Source organism: Veillonella sp. oral taxon 158, from assembly GCF_018376515.1.
Lineage (GTDB): Bacteria > Bacillota > Negativicutes > Veillonellales > Veillonellaceae > Veillonella > Veillonella rogosae.
This window is the reverse complement of record NZ_JAHABE010000014.1, coordinates 1-19,651: the sequence shown is the minus strand read 5'-3', so window position 1 is coordinate 19,651 and position 19,651 is coordinate 1. Positions and strand designations below refer to the sequence as shown.

The window sequence follows — 19,651 nt, the reverse complement described above, 5'->3', positions numbered from 1 at the left end:
TTTGAACAACTGAATTAGAGCGATTTAAAAGCACCATCTATCCTAATAGGAAACGACACATAAGTCGGACTTAGGTAGATGGTGCTTTTGTATTACTATACTGTAAATGCCCGTGCTAACACTTTGGTATTTTTTAGGCCCACTATAAAAATAAATAAAAGATAACAATATTAAAATATCCGTTGGTGATATAAGTTGGTTTAATATATAATTGAAATATAGAAGTGAATTGAATATTAACTAGTCTTAAAGGAGACATTATGAAAGTATGGAGCGGTGTAAAATCTATATTAGAGCGAACCCCTTTAACTGTTAAATTTTATATTGGGTTTGTTTTGTTTGGGTTTTTATTAATAGGATCTGTATCTTTACATGCGTATATTAAAAGGCCGGAGCAAATGCAAAGCCTTCAATTATACGAGCAAAAATTAGAAGATATATCTTTTAAAAAAGTAAGTGAAGAATACTATGCGTCTGGTAGAGCTTATCAAGATAATAATCTTAAAATTATATATGATTCTATTACATTTGATGATATAAAAAGAATCCTTTCAAAAGAAAACATAGAATGGAATGAAATAAGTAAGAATCATATAGTTGGAAAGGATTTTAAAGCTGATGTTACTATAGTATTATATAACGAAAAAGCCTCTAAAAAGGTGATTTTAATATTACAAAGAAGGAATTGATTTATTATGGATGGATTTTTATTAGAACCGTTATGGTCTTTTGACTATTATAATATTCAAACAAGAACTAATAAGGAGAGTTGGCTTAATTATTATGAATTTGATAAATAAGAGGGTAAAATGAATTTTGGAATAGTTTTGTTTATAATAGGAGTAATTCTTTATATTATAGGCAATATTGCAGATGCGGGTATTTTATATGTTGTTGCCACTTTTGTTTTAGGGTTTTCTTTAATCTTTAAATAATTGAGACAAATAAAACATAGCAGAGGAAATCTGAATAATAAAAGTTTATCAATGATTGAGACTTTTAAGCTCTATAATCAAAAGCCATTTTGGGGATTAGTGTATACGCTAACTTCTAAGGGTGAAATATCCTTAGAGTTAACATATGGGGATAAATAATTTTAAGTTTGCTAATAACGTTGATTGGATAATCTTTTATGCACATAGGAAAAAATTTAAAGAAACGGCTTGAACGAGGTGTACTTATTTTTCTAATAATAGAAGGTATAGTTTTTTTTGGTTGGCTTTTTTTTACTACATATTTTATGCACCCATTCATTAAGTATTCGGGACCGATAGTTGGTATGAATGGCATGATATATTACAAAGAACCGACTAATATAATTGCCTCGGATGTTCTTGGTTTCGATGAGGTAAGAGGAAAAATATATTATATAACTACAAGTGGTATTGGCGTATATAATGAATTGAATAACAATCATGTATTTGTATTACGTAAAGAGCCTCATAATGAAATCAGACCAAATGATATTATCAATGTGTATCCTGAGTTTAGTAGGTTTTCTGATTCGGAGCAGGAAGTTTGGAAAGGCAAATTTTATGAAGACTTTAAAGAAAGAATTCCTATAGAGGAGGGTAACATAATTAGATTTCCATTCTTTTTCTCTAGTGAAACACGTGGGATTTATAATTTAGCTACAGGATCTAAATTATCGAAAATTGATAAGTATAAAATTTCTAAAAATGTATTCTATAATGTTGATTTTGGTAGTATTACTAAGATAGATTTAGAAACTGGTAAAGTATGGAAGTACTATTCTAATAATTTATTAAGTTATAATTTTCTTAATGAGACGATTTCTAGTAAATCTAAAGAGTATGAGGTTAATGAACTAATAAATGAACGAAATCAGGACAAACAGTTAAAAGATAATATTATAGTCTTAGATCATTACAGTCAATTTAGTAAAGATGATAAGGAAATTATAGAAGAATTATTTGTTAAGTTAGTTACTGCAAGAAAGAGTATGAGCTTAAAAGCTGAGCATAAAATAGGGCTAGAAAATTATTTGGAGTGAATGAAAGTAGAGGTTGATTAGCTGATGTGGAAAAAGCGATTGCTAATAATTAGCATATTAGGAAATATTTTTTCACTGTTTTTAATTGGTATCTATTTTCTAGTGAATTCCTGGTTTTTTCATGCCGAATTAGGAAGTGTGGTTGGTATAAAGCCAGATTATTTAATTCAGTTAAATAATGAAGGCGTATTGTATGATTACAGACAAATGATTAGAATTGGATCTGGTATCAAGTCATATAAATTAATAAACTCCTTAGAATCAGATAATTATCATATATACAAATCAATTTATAAACATCAAATTTTTATTGGTCAAGTTGATCATATTCAACAAAAATATATTATTTATGATGGATATTTAGATCACTATATGTTTGTAAATCTTAAATTTGATATGGATGAAAAACAATATGATGATTTTATTGGAAGAATAAAGATAATAGATAATTACGAGAATGTTCCTATAAGATATCGGCGTTTAATTGAAAGTGGCAACTGGGAATATCTTTAATTCTCTAGCTGCTCTGCTCGATAGATCTAGTATATAGGCAATATAGAGGGGTTAGCGATGAAATTTAAAACAATTTATTCTGTTGTTTGGTACACATTTATAGGCTGTTTTTTCGTATGGCTAATTTGTGGATTAGGCTATAGGTTTTTGTTTAATGATACTGTTGAGCAGTCTAGAATAGAACTGACACAAGCTTTAAATGCAGCTTTTCCACGGGAACACTATATAATTGATGGAGATGTATATGATCCGAACAGAAGAAATCTATTATCTTTAGGTGTATCAATAAGTATAAAGAAAGATTCACTACATAAAGATATAGAATCAATAAAGCCCTTAAGTGGGGAGTGGATTTTAGTTGAACAAACTAAGTCTCTTTATGTATATGAAAATGAATCATATAGAGTATATGTAACAAAGAATCCAGAGAAGGATGGATATCTTGTACTGTTAGCACGTAACAATTGGCTAGAAATATTGCATTTATAATTCATTATTAGGGATAAAAGCTTTTGTAGGTTGTTATATTATAGTGAGTTTATGGAGAAATATTACAATTATATAAATATGAATAAAATAATAGATTTTTTAAAGAGTTTACTGCAGCTATCAAAGGTATTGGTAATTACTTTTGGTCTATTTCTCTTTATAGGTGGGGGGTGGTTATATCATGATTTACAGTATCGGTATGTAGTTGATAGCAGATACAATACAATTTTTGATAAGGCCTACAGTGTATATCTCATTAATAAAGGTATTTCGATGGATATTATTAATGATAAAATTTATGCAATGAATGATGATGTCTATGTTATTATCAATCAAGAGAGCAATACAATTATCGTATATTATTTAAATCTAGAAGATGTCGAAACTATAAATAATTTTACTAGATTACAACAACAGTATTACGGTGATAAGATGATTTTACAACCAATTGAAAGTTTAGACCCATCTGAAACATTTGATATATATAAGAAATTGTCAGAAGCGCCTGGAAGGTTTAAATCACAAGGTAGCCGAATTTCTTTTTAATAGCAGTATAATAAAAGATTCCAAGTTCTAACATCATAGTTAGGTCTTTAAGTATTTATTGTTAAGGGCTATTTTATATATATACTTTAATATAAAAAAGGCGTTATATGAGAAAAAAATTGTTATTAATATTTTTAGTAGTGGTAGCCATTCTTTTTGTAACTATCAATATTAGAGATTCCATGCAACGACCATTTCATCGTGAACGAGTAAATAACTTTATTACGGTTGCTACAGATCTAATACAAAAGAATGACCAACTAGAGATTACTGAAATAGGTGAAGGTGGACGTATGAAAGGTGGCGGTTGGGGAAATCATATCCGCTTTAAATCTAATCTTTCAGAAGAAAAGACTGTAGAGTTAATTATTCCTCCATTACAAGCTATTACAGGCAATAAGATGATAGGTAAAGTATCTGATTCAAGGATAACTTCTTATCAATTTGGCTTTGCACAATTTAGTGGAGATTTACTCTATACCGGACCATATGATGGGAATTGGGAGTTGCTAGTCATTAGTCAACCTTAGAGTGTAATAATATTAAATTAAACAACAGATAGCTGATTATCTTTAATCAGCTATCTGTTGTTTTTTATCATTTTACCTATATCGAATAATTCCTATTAAAATCACCAGATTTTTACGATTTTATGAGTGTTTTATGATAAAATAAAAGGTATGAATACTTCAACAACTAGGTCTATTACCTATAATGGCGACATAATTGAATATGAGTTAACCATCAAGCGTGTGAAGAACATGAACATGCGTATTACAAAGGATGGTGTGATCCATGTGTCGGCGAATGCGTATGTGCCGGATTATAGGGTGGACAAGTTTGTCATTGAGAATATGCCCTTCATTGAGCGGGCTCGTTACAAGATTGATGCATTGAATGCCAAGCGTGTCGATGCGTTGCAGTATGTGAATGGTGAAAGCTTATCAATCCTCGGCATTCCCGTTACGTTGCGCCTAGTTGAGCAGGACGGAAAGCCTCATATCGGCTTTGACGGAAAGGCCATCCTTACCATGGTGGTGCCTCGAGGTACTACCTATGAAGCAAAGCATAAATTGATGCAAAGTTATTGGCGTAATTTAGGGGAGAAGGTATTCGTCCATTGGGCGAAGGTCGTGTATCAGCGCTTTCACAAGCAAGGTGTTGATGTGCCTATGCCAACCATAAAACAGCAGCGCATGAAGAGTCGTTGGGGTTCTTGTACGCCAGCAAAGCAGCTCATTAAGATGAACACCCGACTATTAGAGGGGCCACAGGCGTATATTGAGTACGTTATGGTTCATGAGTTTGCTCATTTTAAATATTTAGACCATTCTAAGAACTTTCACAATCTAGTGGCACAGTTTTTGCCAGATTGGAAGGCTCGTAAGAAGTCATTGAACGTGTATTTTGCTCATCGCCCTTAAAGGAGGTGTACCATGCAGCCATTTGTACATTTACATAGTCATACAGAGTTTAGTTTGCTAGACGGCATCAGTCGTTTGCCTGACATGGTACGTCGTGCGAAGGAGTTAAATCAGCCGGCCCTTGCCATTACAGATCATGGCAATATGTACGCAGCCATTTATTTCTATAAAGAGTGTGTGGCCCAAGGCGTTAAGCCTATCATCGGTTGTGAAGTATATGTCACAGAAGGTAGCCGTCTTGATAAGCCGGAAGGTCGTAGCCGTGAACGTTTGAAACATCTCATTCTATTAGCAGAGACTATGGAAGGGTATCGAAATCTTGTAAAAATCGTGTCGAAAGCCTCTACTGAAGGTTTTAATTATAAGCCACGTGCAGACCGTGATTTATTGCGCCAATACAGCAAAGGGATAATTGCCCTTAGTGCATGTATTCAAGGGGAAATTCCTCAATATATTTTGCAAGATAATATGGAAGGCGCGAAGCGTTCCATTGAATGGTATATTGAGACGTACGGGAAGGATAATTTCTTCTTAGAAATTCAAAATCATGGCTTATCTGAGGAGGCAAAGGCTCAAGAGGAGCTCATTAAGCTCAGCAAGGAATATGGTCTTGGCATCGTAGCGTCTAATGACTTCCACTATGTTTTAAAAGAGGATGCGGATGCGCAAGACATTAAGGTATGTATTTCTACAGGCCGACGTCGTGCTGAGGTAGACCGTTTAAAATTCCCTAATGATGAGTTCTACTTGAAATCTGGGGATGAGATGGCACAGTTATTTGGACATATTCCAGGGGCTATCGAAAATACCTTAAAAATTGCAGAACGCTGCAATGTAGAGTTTAATTTTGACGAACATCACTTGCCGCACTTTGATGTGCCAGAAGGGGAAACGTCTAAGACCTATTTGCGTAAGGTTTGTGAACGAGAAATTCCTCGCCTCTATGGGGAGACCTCTGAAGCATTACAAAAACGTTTAGACTACGAGTTAGATGTTATTGGTACCATGGGATTTGAGGATTACTTCCTTATCGTATGGGATTATGTACGGTATGCCCGTGAGCACGACATCTTAGTAGGTCCTGGTCGTGGTTCTGCGGCCGGTTCTGTAGTAGCCTATCTACTTGGCATTACAGGCCTTGATCCATTAAAATACGATTTGCTCTTTGAACGGTTCTTAAATCCTGAGCGGGTAAGCATGCCCGATATCGATATTGACTTCTGTTATGAAAAGCGTGGCCAAGCCATCGAATATGTAACACGAAAATACGGTCAGGAGCGTGTATCTCAGATTATTACCTTTGGTACTGAGGCCGCGCGTGCCGTAATTCGAGACGTAGGTCGCGTGCTAGACTTACCACTGGCGGAAGTGAACCGTATTGCTAAGATGATTCCCAATGAGCTTGGGATTACCTTAGATAAGGCGCTACAAGGGAAAGAGTTAAAAGCGTTATACGAAGCTGATCCAAATGTTAAAGAGTTATTTGATTTTGGTAAAAAGCTAGAAGGGATTGCGCGAAATTCGTCCACTCATGCGGCGGGCGTCGTAATTTCCGCGGACCCTCTAGATGACCACGTACCAGTACAAAATGCCAATGATGAAGGCTTTGTAACGCAGTACGACAAGGATAACATCGAGGAATTAGGCCTCTTAAAGATGGACTTCTTGGGTCTCCGTACCTTAACGGTTATGGGGGATGCCTTAAAGCTCATCAAGGCGAACCGTGGTATTGATCTCGATTTAGATGCAATACCACTCGATGATAAGGAAGCTTGTGATATCCTCACAAAAGGCGACACCTCTGGTGTATTCCAGCTCGAATCGGAAGGTATCACCAAGCTCGTTATGGACCTTAAGCCTGAGCATTTTGAAGACTTAATTCCATTGGTTGCCTTGTACCGTCCAGGTCCATTGGGCTCTGGCATGGTGGCGGACTTTATCGACCGCCGTCACGGTAAAAAAGAGGTTACTTATTTACATCCAATCTTGGAACCGATTTTGAAAGATACCTTTGGGGTAATCTTGTACCAAGAACAGGTTATGCAGATTGCATCTGCCATGGGCGGCTTCTCCCTTGGTCAAGCGGACTTAATGCGCCGCGCCATGGGTAAGAAAAAGGAATCCGTTCTAAAGGCTCAGCGCGAGTCCTTTATTCAAGGTTCCATAAATAATGGTATAGAAGAGTCCATCGCGAATGAAGTATTTGACTTGCTCGTATACTTCGCAGGCTATGGTTTTAATAAATCACATAGTGCGGCTTATGCATACATTGCGTATCAAACGGCGTATCTGAAAGCCCACTATTTCCCTGAATTCATGGCCGCTACCATGACTAGCTTCATGCAAAACATGCAGAAATTGACGTACTACATCAATGCCTGCAAGAAGCACAACGTTAAGGTACTCGGTCCAGATATTAACTATTCTGAACGCAGCTTTGCCGTGCAAGGTGATGCCATTCGCTTCGGCCTTGGGGGCATCAAGAACGTAGGGGATAATGCCATTGATCGCTTGATTCGCGAGCGCAATGAGCACGGCCGCTATACAGATATAGTAGATTTCTGTAAACGCGTGGACAACAAGGTTGTTAATAAACGACTTCTTGAAAGTCTCATTCGCTGCGGTGCCATGGATGGTTTCAAGGAAAACCGAAACCAATTATTGCATATGTATGAAAGCGCCCAAGCCGTTGGTGCTAAAGAGCAAAAGGATGCCGCTATGGGCACCATGAGCCTCTTTGGCGATATAGAGGAGTCTGTAGATTTCATCCCTGTACCTAATGTGGAGGATTTATCGGAGGACGATAAATTGAAGGATGAGAAGGAATATACAGGCTTTTACATCACAGGCCATCCATTGCAAGGCTATGCTAAGGAATTAGAGGGCCTCTTTGAACTGGGGGCTCTCGTAGAAAATCCAGAGCAATATGACGGTCAAACCATAACCTTTGGCGGTTTGATTGAAAATAAGACGGACCGTATGACAAGACGAAATGAGGTTATGTCCATTCTTCGTATCGAAGATTACTCTGGTGCGGCCAATGTAGTGGCATTCCCGAAGGTCTTTAGTCAAAGTCAACAGTTCCTTGCTGTCGATATGATCGTTAAGGTAAAAGGCCGCGTTGATGCGGATGAAAAGGGTGTGCAAATTATTGCAGACCGCATTATGCCATTAAAGGTAAACTATAGTCAGGCTAAGCATGTGGCCATCCATATTTATAGCCAATATGACACGCCAGAAAATAGTGAAGCCTTAAAACGGGTATTAACGAACACCGCAGGCTCTGTGCCAACATCACTATACTTGCACCGTCAACGGAAGCGTATTAACTTGCCACCGAATATGTGCTTTGACCCTAGTGATGAATCCATCAAGGCTATTGAAGCTATATTAGGTGATGGATCCGTAGAGGTACAATAATATATGCATAAGTAGATATTAAGGCACGAATAAATATATTTACTACTTAATAACTTATGTTGCGTGAAGCACAGCTAGCTTTCACGATATATAATAAGAAATGAAAAATCTCGTCTAGGGATTAGTTTCATAGGAGGAAAGATGAAACGTACAAAAATCGTATGTACTGTAGGTCCGGGAACGGATAAATTTGGTATTTTAGAAGATATGATGCGAGCGGGCATGAATGTGGCTCGTTTTAATTTCTCTCATGGATCTCACGAAGAGCAAGCAGAACGCATGCAAATGGTGCGTGATGCGGCGATGATTGTTAATAAACCAATTGCGCTATTGCTCGATACGAAAGGTCCTGAGGTTCGTCTTGGCCTATTTAAAGAGGGTAAAGTATTCCTTGAAGAAGGTCAAAAGTTTACATTGACTACCGATGATGTGGAAGGCACAAAAGAGCTTAGCTCCGTGAACCACAAAGGCCTTGTAGGCGACGTGTCCGTTGGGGATAAAATCCTCTTGGCTGATGGCCTTGTAACGCTTAACATCGATGCCATCGAAGGAAATAACATCATTACTACTGTTCAAAACAGTGGTGAAATTGGTAACCGTAAACGCGTAGCTGTGCCAGGGGTAGCGCTTAGCTTGCCTCCTGTATCTGAACAGGACGAAGCAGATTTACGCTTTGGCTGTCAACAAGGTGTAGACTTTGTGGCCGCATCCTTCATGCAACGCGGCAAAGATGTGGTGGCTATCCGCCGCATCCTTGAGTCTGAGAAAAAAGATATCAAGATTATCGCAAAAATTGAAAATGCTGAAGGTGTTAAAAATATTGATGAAATTTTGGAAGTAGCGGACGGTCTTATGGTTGCTCGCGGTGACCTCGGTGTAGAAATCCCTGCCGAAGAGGTACCAGTACTTCAAAAAATGATGATTGAAAAATGTAATGACTTAGGGAAACCAGTTATTACAGCAACCCAAATGTTGGAGTCCATGATTCAAAATCCACGTCCAACACGTGCGGAAGCAAGTGACGTAGCCAATGCCATTTTGGATGGTACGGATGCGATCATGTTGTCTGGTGAAACAGCAAATGGCGCTTACCCAGTAGAAGCGGTTACGACTATGACACGCATTGCTGAGGTAACAGAACAAGCGGCTATTTACGATAGCAAAAGTCGTGCTCGTCAAGATGTGGATATGACGACTACCAGTGCTGTATGTTTAGCAAGCGTGCGTATCGCTCAAAACCTTGGAGCTGCTGCTATTTTGACATGTACTGAATCTGGTCATACTGCAATTAGCACAGCTCGACATCGTCCGGCTTGCAAAATTATTGCTGTAACACCGCATGACGAAACAATTCGCCGCATGCAATTATGCTGGGGGGTAGAGGCTATTAAAGGTCATGAAATCGTTAATTCTGATGAAATGGTTAAACAAGCGATTACAGGTGCTCTTGGCACAGGTGCCATTGAGTCTGGTGACTTAGTTGTGGTAACGGCTGGCGTACCATCTGGTGCTACAGGTACTACAAATATGATTCGAGTTCATATTGCAGGCCAAGTACTCTTATCTGGTAATGGTATTTTGCGTAAATCCGTTACAGGCACTGTATTCATTGCTACTAATCATAAGGGGAATTATGAAAGCTTCAAAGACGGCGACATCCTTGTGGTGGGCACAATGGAGCCTGAATTAATGGCTATTGCAAAACGTGCAGGCGGCATTATCGCTGTTGAAGATGGTTATACTTCTGACAGTGCTATTGCAGGCATTACCTATGGTATTCCTGTAATTTTAGGCGCTAAAAATGCTCATGACGTACTTCTTGAAGGTCAAGAGGTAACTATCGATGGCGAACGCGGCAAGGTGTTTGCAGGCATTGCCAATGCTCGATAGTTAGTGATAATAATTTTATAATATAGGGACTACCTAATTTCGTGATGGAATTAAGTGACGAAGTGTAGGCTAGTCAAAATATAAATGCTTAATATAAGGAGAGACTATGAATCCATATAATGTAACAGGACCTAGCAACTCTCAAGTTGCTCAAGTTGAAAGTATCGTATCCCAACGTTTGAAGGGATCTTTCTTGTGGATGGTTGTAGGTTTGCTTACAACTATCGGTGTTGGCTTTGCTGCATTAGCAAATCCAAATTGGTTGCGATTCGCGTACCAAAATTTCAATATCATTTTATTAGTAGAGCTTGGTGTTATAGTTCTATTTAGTGCTCGAGCATATACGGCAAACGTAATGACTTTGCGCGGTATGTTCTTCCTCTACAGTGCATTGAATGGTCTTACATTGACCTTGATATCGTTGCGATATAATGTGTTTGATGTGGTCATTCCTGCATTAGTAGGCACACTGGCATTCTTCATTGGCTTTGCCGTGGTAGGGGCTACTACGAAACGTAACTTGTCATCCCTAACACCATATGTAATGGCTGCCTTAATTGGTATGATTATCGTATCTTTTGTGATGATAGGGGCTCGTTACTTTAACTGGGCTGTACTCAGTGCTTTCAGTGATACAGTGAGCCTCGTGCTTGGCTATGTAGGCGTTGTTGTATTCTCTATTTTTACAGCTATTGACGTTAACCGCATTAAAAACAATGTGACTGAAGTAGCTTTGATGGAGGATGAAAGCATCTTAGACCGCATCGAAATTACAGGTGCGTTAAATCTATACTTAGATTTCATTAACTTATTCTTATCCTTATTGCGCATCTTTGGTAATAAGCGATAACAAGGAGATAGTATGGACGATAGAGAATGGCAAACCTTTGTAACCGTTGTCGATGAAGGCAATATTACAAGGGCTGCAGAAAAATTATTTTTATCGCAACCGGCGTTGAGCTATCGGTTGCGTCATATGGAAAAAGCCTTGGGCCATTCTCTATTGTTGCGGACTGCTGAAGGGATTGCCCTCACGGCACAAGGCGAAATTTTCTATGATTACTGTAAAAGAATGATGCAAGATCAAGAGGCATTGGAGAATGCTATGAACTCTGCGTCTGGTAAGATTCAAGGGACCTTGAAAATTGCGTCATCTATCAACTTTGCAGACTATGAGCTACCTGCCTTATTGAAAGCCTTCCGCGAACAATACCCAGATGTTCATATTCAAGTAAAGACTGCTTTCAGCCATCAAGTAGTAAAAATGTTCAATACAGGCGATTGTATGGTTGCCTTTGCTCGTGGTGGCTATGATGTATCTGGAAAATCTGAATTGTTACTGGCTGAGCCATATTGTTTGGTTTATAAAGAGTTAGTACCACCTGAGTCATTAGAGAAGGTGCCATTCATTAAATACCAAACAGATGTATCGGTAGCCAACATCATCGAAACATGGTGCGCTGAACATTTTGAAGAGCCACCGAGTGTTGCGATGGATGTAAACTCCATGAGTACCTGTCGTCACTTTGTTCGTGCAGGCCTTGGCTGGTCGATTTTGACCTATATGGGCCTTGGATCTTGCAAGGATAAAGATATTTATGTAAGTCCGTTGCGCAATAAAGACGGTGAATGCATCACACGTGATACGAATATGGTGTACACAAAGGATGCGGAAAATCTAGTAGTAGTAAAGACATTTATTGAGTATGTTCGCAATTACTACAAAGAACATACCGTAGTAGATAATAGTATTTTTAGAGAATATAACGCATAAGAATCTTTGCAATAGAGCATATCTATGAGCTTTTATAACTGTTTATCCATGCTATTTCAGTATTGGACTTTTTCGATATAATAGCCCATAATAAAGATATCTCGAAAGAGCAAGGCAGTACCATGTAAGTGCATGTATACCCCCTTTGGGGACGTATACATGCATTTTTTTCATTTGGAACTGCAAAACTATGCTCAAAATGCATAAAAAGTATGATTGATAGATATAAAAGTTTTTATAACCCCTATAAAGGTAATCTATTATTCATAATTCTTTTAAACATTTATAATGAGTGTAGACTTAATCGATGTAACAGACGTCGCGAGCTGTTACGTTGTTCAAGACTAGATGATTTTATGTATGCCTGAGTTAGTTAAGAAAGGTAACGACACACATGAAAGACAAATTATGGCGTATTGGCATTATGGCTGCCATCGTCGCGTTTATGTGGTTCGGTGGCACACCAGAAGGCCTCAAACCGCAAGTATGGAAATTATTCGGTATTTATTTAGCTACTATCGTGGGCTTGGTATTAAAACCATTCCCAGTTCCTATTACAGTATTATTAGGTGTTGCTACATCTTCTATTTTATTGAGCAATACAAAAGAAGTATTGACTGGTTACAGCAATACAGCATTATGGTTGATCTTCGCAGCCTTCGGTTTATCCGTTGCATTTGGTAAAACTGGCCTTGGTCACCGCATTGCGTACTACTTGGTTCGCGCTTTTGGTAGTACTACACTTCGTTTAGGTTATGTTACGGCATTCCTTGACTTAATCTTATCTCCTGCCACACCATCCAACACAGCTCGTGCGGCTGGTATCGTATATCCAATCAACTTGTCCATCGCTGAAGCAGTTGGTTCTTATCCTGGCGAATCTGCAAAAAAAGCAGGCGCTTACCTCTTACAGAATGGTTACTTTGCTACAAAGGTAACATCCTTCTTCTTTGCAACTGCGATGGCGCCAAACTATTTAGCTCTTGACTTTATTACTAAATTGACAGGAGTATCTTTGAACTGGGCTCAATGGGCATTAGCAATGTTCGTACCTGGCTTTATCATGTTAATGCTTGTTCCTATTATTGGCTACATGTATGAACGCCCGACTGTAAAAGAAATCGACAACAAGAAAATTGCTGCTGATGGCTTAGCTGAATTGGGACCTATGAAAGCGTCTGAAAAAGGTCTTATTGCTATCGCGCTTCTTGCAATCACTGGTTGGATTCTTCCAACATTTGATATCAAAATTGACGCTACAGCTGTAGCTATCGTAGCGATGATTGCTACATTTATATGTGGTATTATTACTTGGGATGACTTGCTCAAAACTAAAGCTGCTTGGAACACATTGATTTGGTTCGGTGGTATCCTGGGCTTATCCTCCGCATTGTCTAAAGGTAAATTCTTCGAATGGTTGGCTAAATATTTAGAAGCTCACATGAACTTCGGTTTAGATCCATTCATGATGCTTATCCTTATCTCCATTATTTCCGTTGCTGTTCGTTACTTCTTCGCATCTGGTACTGCATACATCTCCGCGATGCTTCCAGTATTCTTGATCGTTGGTATGAACGCAGGCATCGATCCTACATTACTTGCATTCATTCTGATTGGTACAAACTCCTATGGTGGTTCCGTAACTCACTACGGTGCTGCTCCTGGTCCAATCATCTTCTCCGCTGGTTACAACAATGTAAAAGACTGGTGGACAGTTGGTTTAATGATTGCAGTAGTATGTTTAGTATTGAACTACGTAATTGGTATTCCTTGGTGGAAAATCACAGGTTTCATGTAATATGAAACTTTCACTATGGAGTGTTAGAATTTAATTGTTAGTATTCATCGTCTGTACTGGGCTCTCGCGACGAGCCTGTACAGACTTGAACTTTATAAATGTTTCACAAGGAAAGGATGCAACATGGCACAATTAGTAAAAGCTGCTCAAGCAGGCTTCGACGAAAAAAATGATGCATTAGTAACGGTTGAACCGATTGCTAGCGGTATCGAAATCGAATTAACATCCAAAGTTATCCGTCAATACGGCGACCAAATTAAATCCGTTATTTTGAACACAGTAAAAGAAGCTGGTTTTGACGGCGTGAAAGTAATCGTACAAGATAAAAATGCTTGGGATTATACAATTAAAGCTCGCGTATTAGGCGCATTGGAAAGGGGGAGCAAAGCATAATGGCTAACGATAAAACATTCCCAGAAGTTAAAACAAATCCATTAACAGAGGCTGCTAAAAAACGCTTGTCTCGTTCCATGATGTTCGTACCTGGTAATACACCTAAAATGATTAACAGTGCTGACATTCACGGTGCTGACTCCATCATGATCGACATCGAAGATTCCGTTGCTGTAACAGAAAAAGACACTGCTCGTCTTTTAACTGCAGAAGCTTTGAAATCCCGTAAGTTCCGGGGTGAAACAGTTGTTCGTATCAACCATCCTACACAAACTCCTTATGGTTATGATGATCTTGATGTAATCGTTCCTGCTAAACCTGATTTGATTCGTTTACCTAAAACTGAGGACGTTTCCGAAGTTGAAATCGTAGCGAAGAAAATTGAAGAAGTAGAAAAAGCTAACGGTTGGGAAGAAGGTACCATCAACATTATCGTAGCTATCGAATCCGTTCGTGGCTTGTACAATGTTCGTGAAATCTGCCATGGCCCTCGCGTAGTTGCTATCGCTCTTGGCGCTGAAGACTATCGTGCTGACCTTCGCACTGGTAAAAGCAAACCAGCTGTTGAATTGTTGTTCGCTCGTCAAACAATCCTTCATGCCGCACGCGAAGCAGGTATCCGCGTAATCGATACTGTATTCTCCGACGTGAAAGATCCTCAAGGTTTCCGCGAAGAAGTTGAATTCATTAAAGCTTTGGGTTACGATGGCAAATCTTGTATCCACCCAAGCCAAATTAAAATTATCCACGAAGTATTCACTCCTGACGAAAAAGAAATCGCTCATTCCGTTAAGGTATTGAACAGCTATGCAGATGCATTGCGCAACAATAAAGGCGTAATCGCTGTAGATGGCAAAATGATCGATGGTCCTATCGTAGTTCGTGCACAACGCGTAGTTGATAAAGCACGTGCAGCAGGTATTAAAGTTGAATTAGAGGAAGGAGCAGAATACGATGTTAAATAAAGTAGGTCGCGATATCCCAACAAATATCCCAGCACTAGAAGGTCGCGAAGTATACCAAGGTGAATTCGCAATCGAACCAAAAGCTCATCGTGCAGGTAAAACTGTACACATGAGCCGTGTGGGTACTAATAAAGTTCTTGCTTCTATCGACGAAGCAATCGAAAAAGCCGGCGTAAAAGATGGTATGACATTGTCTTTCCACCATCACTTGCGCAATGGCGACTATGTAATGAAAATGGTTATGGAACGCGTTCAAGCGAAAGGTATTAAAGACATTACAATTGCGTCTTCCTCCTTATCCCCATGCCATGAGTTCTTAGTAGAAATGATTCAAGATGGTACTGTAACAGCTATCGAAACATCTGGCTTGCGCGATCGTCTTGGTAAATTCTTAACACAAAACCCAGGCGTAATGAAACGCCCTGTAATCATTCGTTCCCATGGTGGCCGTGCTCGTGCTATCGAATGTGGCGAAGTTCATATTGACGTAGCTTTCATGGGCGCTCCTACAGCTGATCCACGTGGTAATGCTACTGGTCGTACAGGCAAATCCGCATGTGGCGCACTTGGCTATGCTAAAGTTGACTCCCACTATGCAGATACAACTGTTATCATCACTGATAACTTAGTTGACTATGTACACAACTATGCAATTCCTCAAACTGACGTAGATTATGTTGTAGAGGTTGAAAGCATTGGTGATCCAGAAGGTATCGCTTCTGGTGCGGTAGGTTTCACTAAAAATCCTATCCAAATCAAAATTGCTGAATTAGCTGGTGAATTCCTTGACCAAGCTGGTATCATTAAAGATGGTTTCGTATTCCAATTGGGCGCTGGTGGTGCTCCATTGACTGTGGCGAAATTCATCGGTGAAAAGCTTCGTAAACGCGGTGAAGTAGCTGGCTTTGCTATCGGTGGTGCTACTGGTATCTTGACTGGTATGCTTGAAGAAGGTTTGATTCGTGCTATTTACGATACTCAAACATTCGATACTACTGCAGCAGCATCTTTGGATAAAAACTCTGCACATATCGAAATGTCCGCTTCCATGTACGCTAACCCTTGGACAGACTGTACTACTAACTACTTAGACGTAGTATTCCTTGGGGCTACTGAAATCGACCTTGATTTCAACGTAAACGTAATGACTGACTCCAATGGCGTATTGATGGGCGCTTCTGGCGGTCACTCCGATACAGCAGCAGGTGCTAAATGCACAGTTATTACTTGCCCATTGATCCGTGGCCGCTTGCCAATGATCCGTGATAAAGTAGCTACTGTAATTACACCAGGCTCCTCCATTGACGTACTTGTTACTGAATATGGTATCGCAATCAACCCAACTCGCACTGATTTGATTGAACGCTTCAAAGATAGCAATTTGCCTATCTTCACAATTGAAGAATTACAACAATTAGCATTTGACTTAGTTGGTAAACCACAAGATATTCCTTTGTCTGACAAAGACGAAGATATCGTGGCAATCGTAGAATACCGCGATGGCTCTATCATCGACGTGGTTCGTAAACCTCTATAATTGAGTAGGGGTTGGAGTCCGGTAGAGTCCGTTTGGGTTCCACTGTCATCTCACCATCCCATGCTAGTGAGTTAATACAAAGACCCGCTCCATGAGTCTGAGGACCATGGAGCGGGTCTTTGTATTTTTATGAATTGTAGGGCCATAGGGAGGGGATAATGTGAGATTTTTATATATTAAATATGATGCTATGGGTGAAAATTTGGGCATTCATAAAGTTATAATATCTATATAAAAGAATGTGATTATATATTAGGGGGGATATCTATGTATCAATATAGGGCTAATGTAGAATTTGATATAGATGGATTAAAGGACTTTTATATAGATGACTTAATGGAGCAAGAATTAAATATTTACTTAATGGTTGAATGTTGGATTCGAGATTATATCGATATTAATGATATGTATATTAGAATGGTTGAAGATGGACATGAAATACTAGAATGGGAATCTTTTCTTCCGAGTGAATTATCATATCGTAGTTTATTTGTGGCTAGCAATTATAAACTTGGATATAAAAATCAGTGTATTGATTATTTATATGCAAGATTTAAACAAGTTGTAAAGGGTGAACTCATAAGCAATTCTTTAATAGATAGATTAGAAATTGAACGAGTATATCTATTACAAAACTCTATGCAAATTCTATTAAATTGTAATTATAACATTGATTTTGAGAAGTTTGTAAAACGATGGATGGCGATTTGTAGTACTGAATATCATCCTGTATACTATAAATTAGAAGGTAATATATTTATTGTGTGAAGTTTGTATTATTTAATTAGGAGGTTAACACAATGGGGACTGTATGGAGATTACAAACAAGAACAGATAGTAACGATGGTAAAAAAATATCTACTTATTGTAGAGAAAAATCTATTGCAGCTGTTGGGTGGAGTATCAATGATGATCAAATAAAAAAGTATAATGCAGAAGCTTTTGATAAAATTCAATCTATCAGAGCTAGTATTAAATCTAAAGATATTTATTATAAGGTTCTTGAAGAGTATAATTTATTCAATATTAAAGCTGGTAAGAAGATAGTTGCCGTAGAGACTTTAGAACGAGTGAAGCCGGGGGACTATATTTGGATGCGTGATAATGGTATATATTACTTAGGTTATGTTGGAAATAATTTAAGGTATGTATATAATCCTAGTATTGACGCACTAGAACATGATGCAGCAAATCAAATAGAAGATGTCGAGTGGAAACCAATTGGTGATGAGAGTCAAGTTCCAGGGGTTATTGCCACAGCATTTATTCAAGGTAGAACTCTTCAACGTGTAAGAAAAGATTATATGTATGAGTATGCTTCTTTTATTTATAATGGAAAACCTTTAGCGGTAAATATTGAGTCCAATGCATCTTTAAAACAATTATTTTATAATTGCCTATCTCCATCAGATTGTGAGGATTTGGTTTGCTTGTATTTATATGATAAGGCGAATTATATTGCAATTCCATCTACGAATAAAATTGCGACCGAGCTATATGAATGTGTATTAGTAAATCCGGAAAATGGTATGCTTGCATATCCTCAGGTGAAAAAAGGGAATAAAGAATTAAAGCCTAATGATTATATAGAGCTGATTAAAGATCAACCTAATAAAGAGGTATATTTATTTTCATCCGAGGATAAAGTTGTAGTGGAGACCTATATAGATAATATACATATTATTTCATCTGATGAACTTTATAGTTGGGCAAAAGAAAAAATAGAGAAAAATAGCTTTTTAATCCCTGAGGGTATTGTAAAATGGTATAAACTAATACACTCATCAGAAAAATAGTAAAAATTAGGAGAGAGAATATGAGCCAAGTATTTAAACAAGATCTAACAGATAACTCTGTTCGTCCTGGCGGATTGTTTTTCGTTGAGTTATTAATGCCTGAGCAGTGTGATATGCCTAGCCGCGATACAATGGTAGAGGTATTTACAAAGCATTTAGGCCCTGTTGATTGCTTTAGTTATGGAGCTGAATCTGCTGGTTTCGCACCTCAAAATTATAAGGTTCATTATGAAGATAATGATGCCGATATTCCACCGACCTTAATGGTGATGAATTGTGAGAAAATCGATGAACCTGTACTAGATGATTTTGAACGTAGTCAGGTGTGGGATTGTCCAAATGTAGATGAGTTATTAGATGAATGCCAATATAGAGTATTTGCTACCGATATGTTAGCTTCAGGTTTAGAGCCTAACGAACGAGCTGATATGCTCGTAAAATATGTAGATGCGCTGTTGGAGTTATATCCATCTTGCAAGGCCGTTGTCTTTGGTCTATCTCGTAAGTTTTTAAGTCGTGAAACCATTGAAAATCATCCAGATAAAAATGTGACTCGTTTTATTTATTATGCTGTAAATGTGCGTTATTTTAGCATTCAAGGCACAGATGATATGATGGTTGATACGTTAGGTATGAGCACCTTATTCTATCCTGATTTGCAGTACCACTTTCACGATATGAATCCCGATGAGATCGTAAATCATGCGTATAGTGTGTTGTACTATATCTTTGAGCATGATAATCCTATTGACGACGGGCAAACGATTGCCGGCTTAGAAAATGGAGATCTGAATCCAGATATTAAGTGGAAGGTTCAGTATGAGGATTCCTTGATTCAACCTGTTCGTACTGTTATAGATATTAATTTGGGCGAATATGCATCGGGCACTCGCTAGTTGGTAATTGATGAAAGGTGTGAGCATTATGAATGATCAACGTGTTTTTGACATGGAACTTGTGAAAGTTGAAAGTCTAGAGAAAGCTGTTAAGACTCCATTTTATCAAACTGATTCCACAGGTGGTTCAGTATGGGTTATTAAACCTGGTCAAACCTTACCAAAACATTATCATCATCACTCTGATGATATATGG

Annotated in this window: 19 protein-coding genes and 1 pseudogene; all 20 read left to right on the top strand. The window is 38.2% G+C overall.

Annotated elements, in window-relative coordinates:
• Positions 1-260: 260 nt before the first annotated feature.
• Positions 261-689 carry a hypothetical protein gene (locus tag KH364_RS08170; protein WP_009351195.1) on the top strand — a complete coding sequence of 143 codons (429 nt, stop codon included), beginning with the start codon at positions 261-263 and terminating at the stop codon, positions 687-689.
• Between the two features lie 120 nt (positions 690-809).
• Positions 810-935 carry a hypothetical protein gene (locus tag KH364_RS08165; protein WP_273299297.1) on the top strand — a complete coding sequence of 42 codons (126 nt, stop codon included), beginning with the start codon at positions 810-812 and terminating at the stop codon, positions 933-935.
• A gap of 197 nt (positions 936-1,132) precedes the next feature.
• Entirely contained in the window at positions 1,133-2,014 is an 882-nt protein-coding gene (locus KH364_RS08160) for a hypothetical protein (RefSeq protein WP_273299296.1), read from the top strand.
• 24 nt (positions 2,015-2,038) lie between these two features.
• Positions 2,039-2,527, top strand: coding sequence for a hypothetical protein (locus KH364_RS08155; protein ID WP_273299295.1), 489 nt, complete (start codon positions 2,039-2,041; stop codon positions 2,525-2,527).
• 57 nt (positions 2,528-2,584) lie between these two features.
• Positions 2,585-3,016 (top strand): hypothetical protein, encoded by a 432-nt coding sequence (locus tag KH364_RS08150; protein ID WP_273299294.1) that lies wholly within the window; start codon positions 2,585-2,587, stop codon positions 3,014-3,016.
• 51 nt (positions 3,017-3,067) lie between these two features.
• A complete protein-coding gene (locus KH364_RS08145) occupies positions 3,068-3,562 on the top strand; it encodes a hypothetical protein (protein ID WP_273299293.1) in 495 nt (164 codons plus the stop codon).
• Positions 3,563-3,744: 182 nt separating this feature from the next.
• The gene (locus KH364_RS08140; protein ID WP_273299292.1) at positions 3,745-4,092 is read left to right on the top strand and encodes a hypothetical protein; all 348 of its coding nucleotides are present in this window, start codon (positions 3,745-3,747) and stop codon (positions 4,090-4,092) included.
• Positions 4,093-4,218: 126 nt separating this feature from the next.
• Positions 4,219-4,986: a SprT family zinc-dependent metalloprotease gene (locus KH364_RS08135; protein WP_337957120.1), complete on the top strand. Its 768-nt coding sequence runs from the start codon at positions 4,219-4,221 to the stop codon at positions 4,984-4,986.
• 12 nt (positions 4,987-4,998) lie between these two features.
• On the top strand, positions 4,999-8,406 hold the full coding sequence (locus KH364_RS08130; RefSeq protein ID WP_273299290.1) for a DNA polymerase III subunit alpha: 3,408 nt from the start codon (positions 4,999-5,001) through the stop codon (positions 8,404-8,406).
• A 141-nt stretch (positions 8,407-8,547) separates the two neighbouring features.
• Complete coding sequence (gene pyk, locus KH364_RS08125; protein WP_273299289.1) at positions 8,548-10,296, top strand: pyruvate kinase; 1,749 nt, start codon at positions 8,548-8,550, stop codon at positions 10,294-10,296.
• 106 nt (positions 10,297-10,402) lie between these two features.
• Positions 10,403-11,146 (top strand): Bax inhibitor-1/YccA family protein, encoded by a 744-nt coding sequence (locus tag KH364_RS08120; RefSeq protein WP_273299288.1) that lies wholly within the window; start codon positions 10,403-10,405, stop codon positions 11,144-11,146.
• Between the two features lie 12 nt (positions 11,147-11,158).
• The gene (locus KH364_RS08115) at positions 11,159-12,070 is read left to right on the top strand and encodes a LysR family transcriptional regulator (protein WP_273299287.1); all 912 of its coding nucleotides are present in this window, start codon (positions 11,159-11,161) and stop codon (positions 12,068-12,070) included.
• Between the two features lie 394 nt (positions 12,071-12,464).
• On the top strand, positions 12,465-13,868 hold the full coding sequence (locus KH364_RS08110; RefSeq protein ID WP_265137697.1) for an anion permease: 1,404 nt from the start codon (positions 12,465-12,467) through the stop codon (positions 13,866-13,868).
• Between the two features lie 123 nt (positions 13,869-13,991).
• Positions 13,992-14,261, top strand: a complete 270-nt coding sequence (gene citD / locus KH364_RS08105; RefSeq protein WP_005385629.1) for a citrate lyase acyl carrier protein — start codon at positions 13,992-13,994, stop codon at positions 14,259-14,261.
• On the top strand, positions 14,261-15,226 hold the full coding sequence (locus tag KH364_RS08100) for an aldolase/citrate lyase family protein (RefSeq protein WP_105097358.1): 966 nt from the start codon (positions 14,261-14,263) through the stop codon (positions 15,224-15,226). The genes citD and KH364_RS08100 overlap by 1 nt, the downstream gene beginning before the upstream one ends.
• Complete coding sequence (gene citF / locus KH364_RS08095; RefSeq protein WP_273299286.1) at positions 15,216-16,763, top strand: citrate lyase subunit alpha; 1,548 nt, start codon at positions 15,216-15,218, stop codon at positions 16,761-16,763. The genes KH364_RS08100 and citF overlap by 11 nt, the downstream gene beginning before the upstream one ends.
• Positions 16,764-17,030: 267 nt before the next feature.
• The gene (locus KH364_RS08090) at positions 17,031-17,531 is read left to right on the top strand and encodes a hypothetical protein (RefSeq protein ID WP_273299285.1); all 501 of its coding nucleotides are present in this window, start codon (positions 17,031-17,033) and stop codon (positions 17,529-17,531) included.
• 32 nt (positions 17,532-17,563) lie between these two features.
• A complete protein-coding gene (locus tag KH364_RS08085; RefSeq protein ID WP_273299284.1) occupies positions 17,564-18,559 on the top strand; it encodes a hypothetical protein in 996 nt (331 codons plus the stop codon).
• Positions 18,560-18,579: 20 nt separating this feature from the next.
• A complete protein-coding gene (locus KH364_RS08080; RefSeq protein WP_273299283.1) occupies positions 18,580-19,455 on the top strand; it encodes a DUF4261 domain-containing protein in 876 nt (291 codons plus the stop codon).
• 28 nt (positions 19,456-19,483) lie between these two features.
• Positions 19,484-19,651: pseudogene (locus KH364_RS08075) on the top strand (cupin domain-containing protein); the annotation flags it as partial.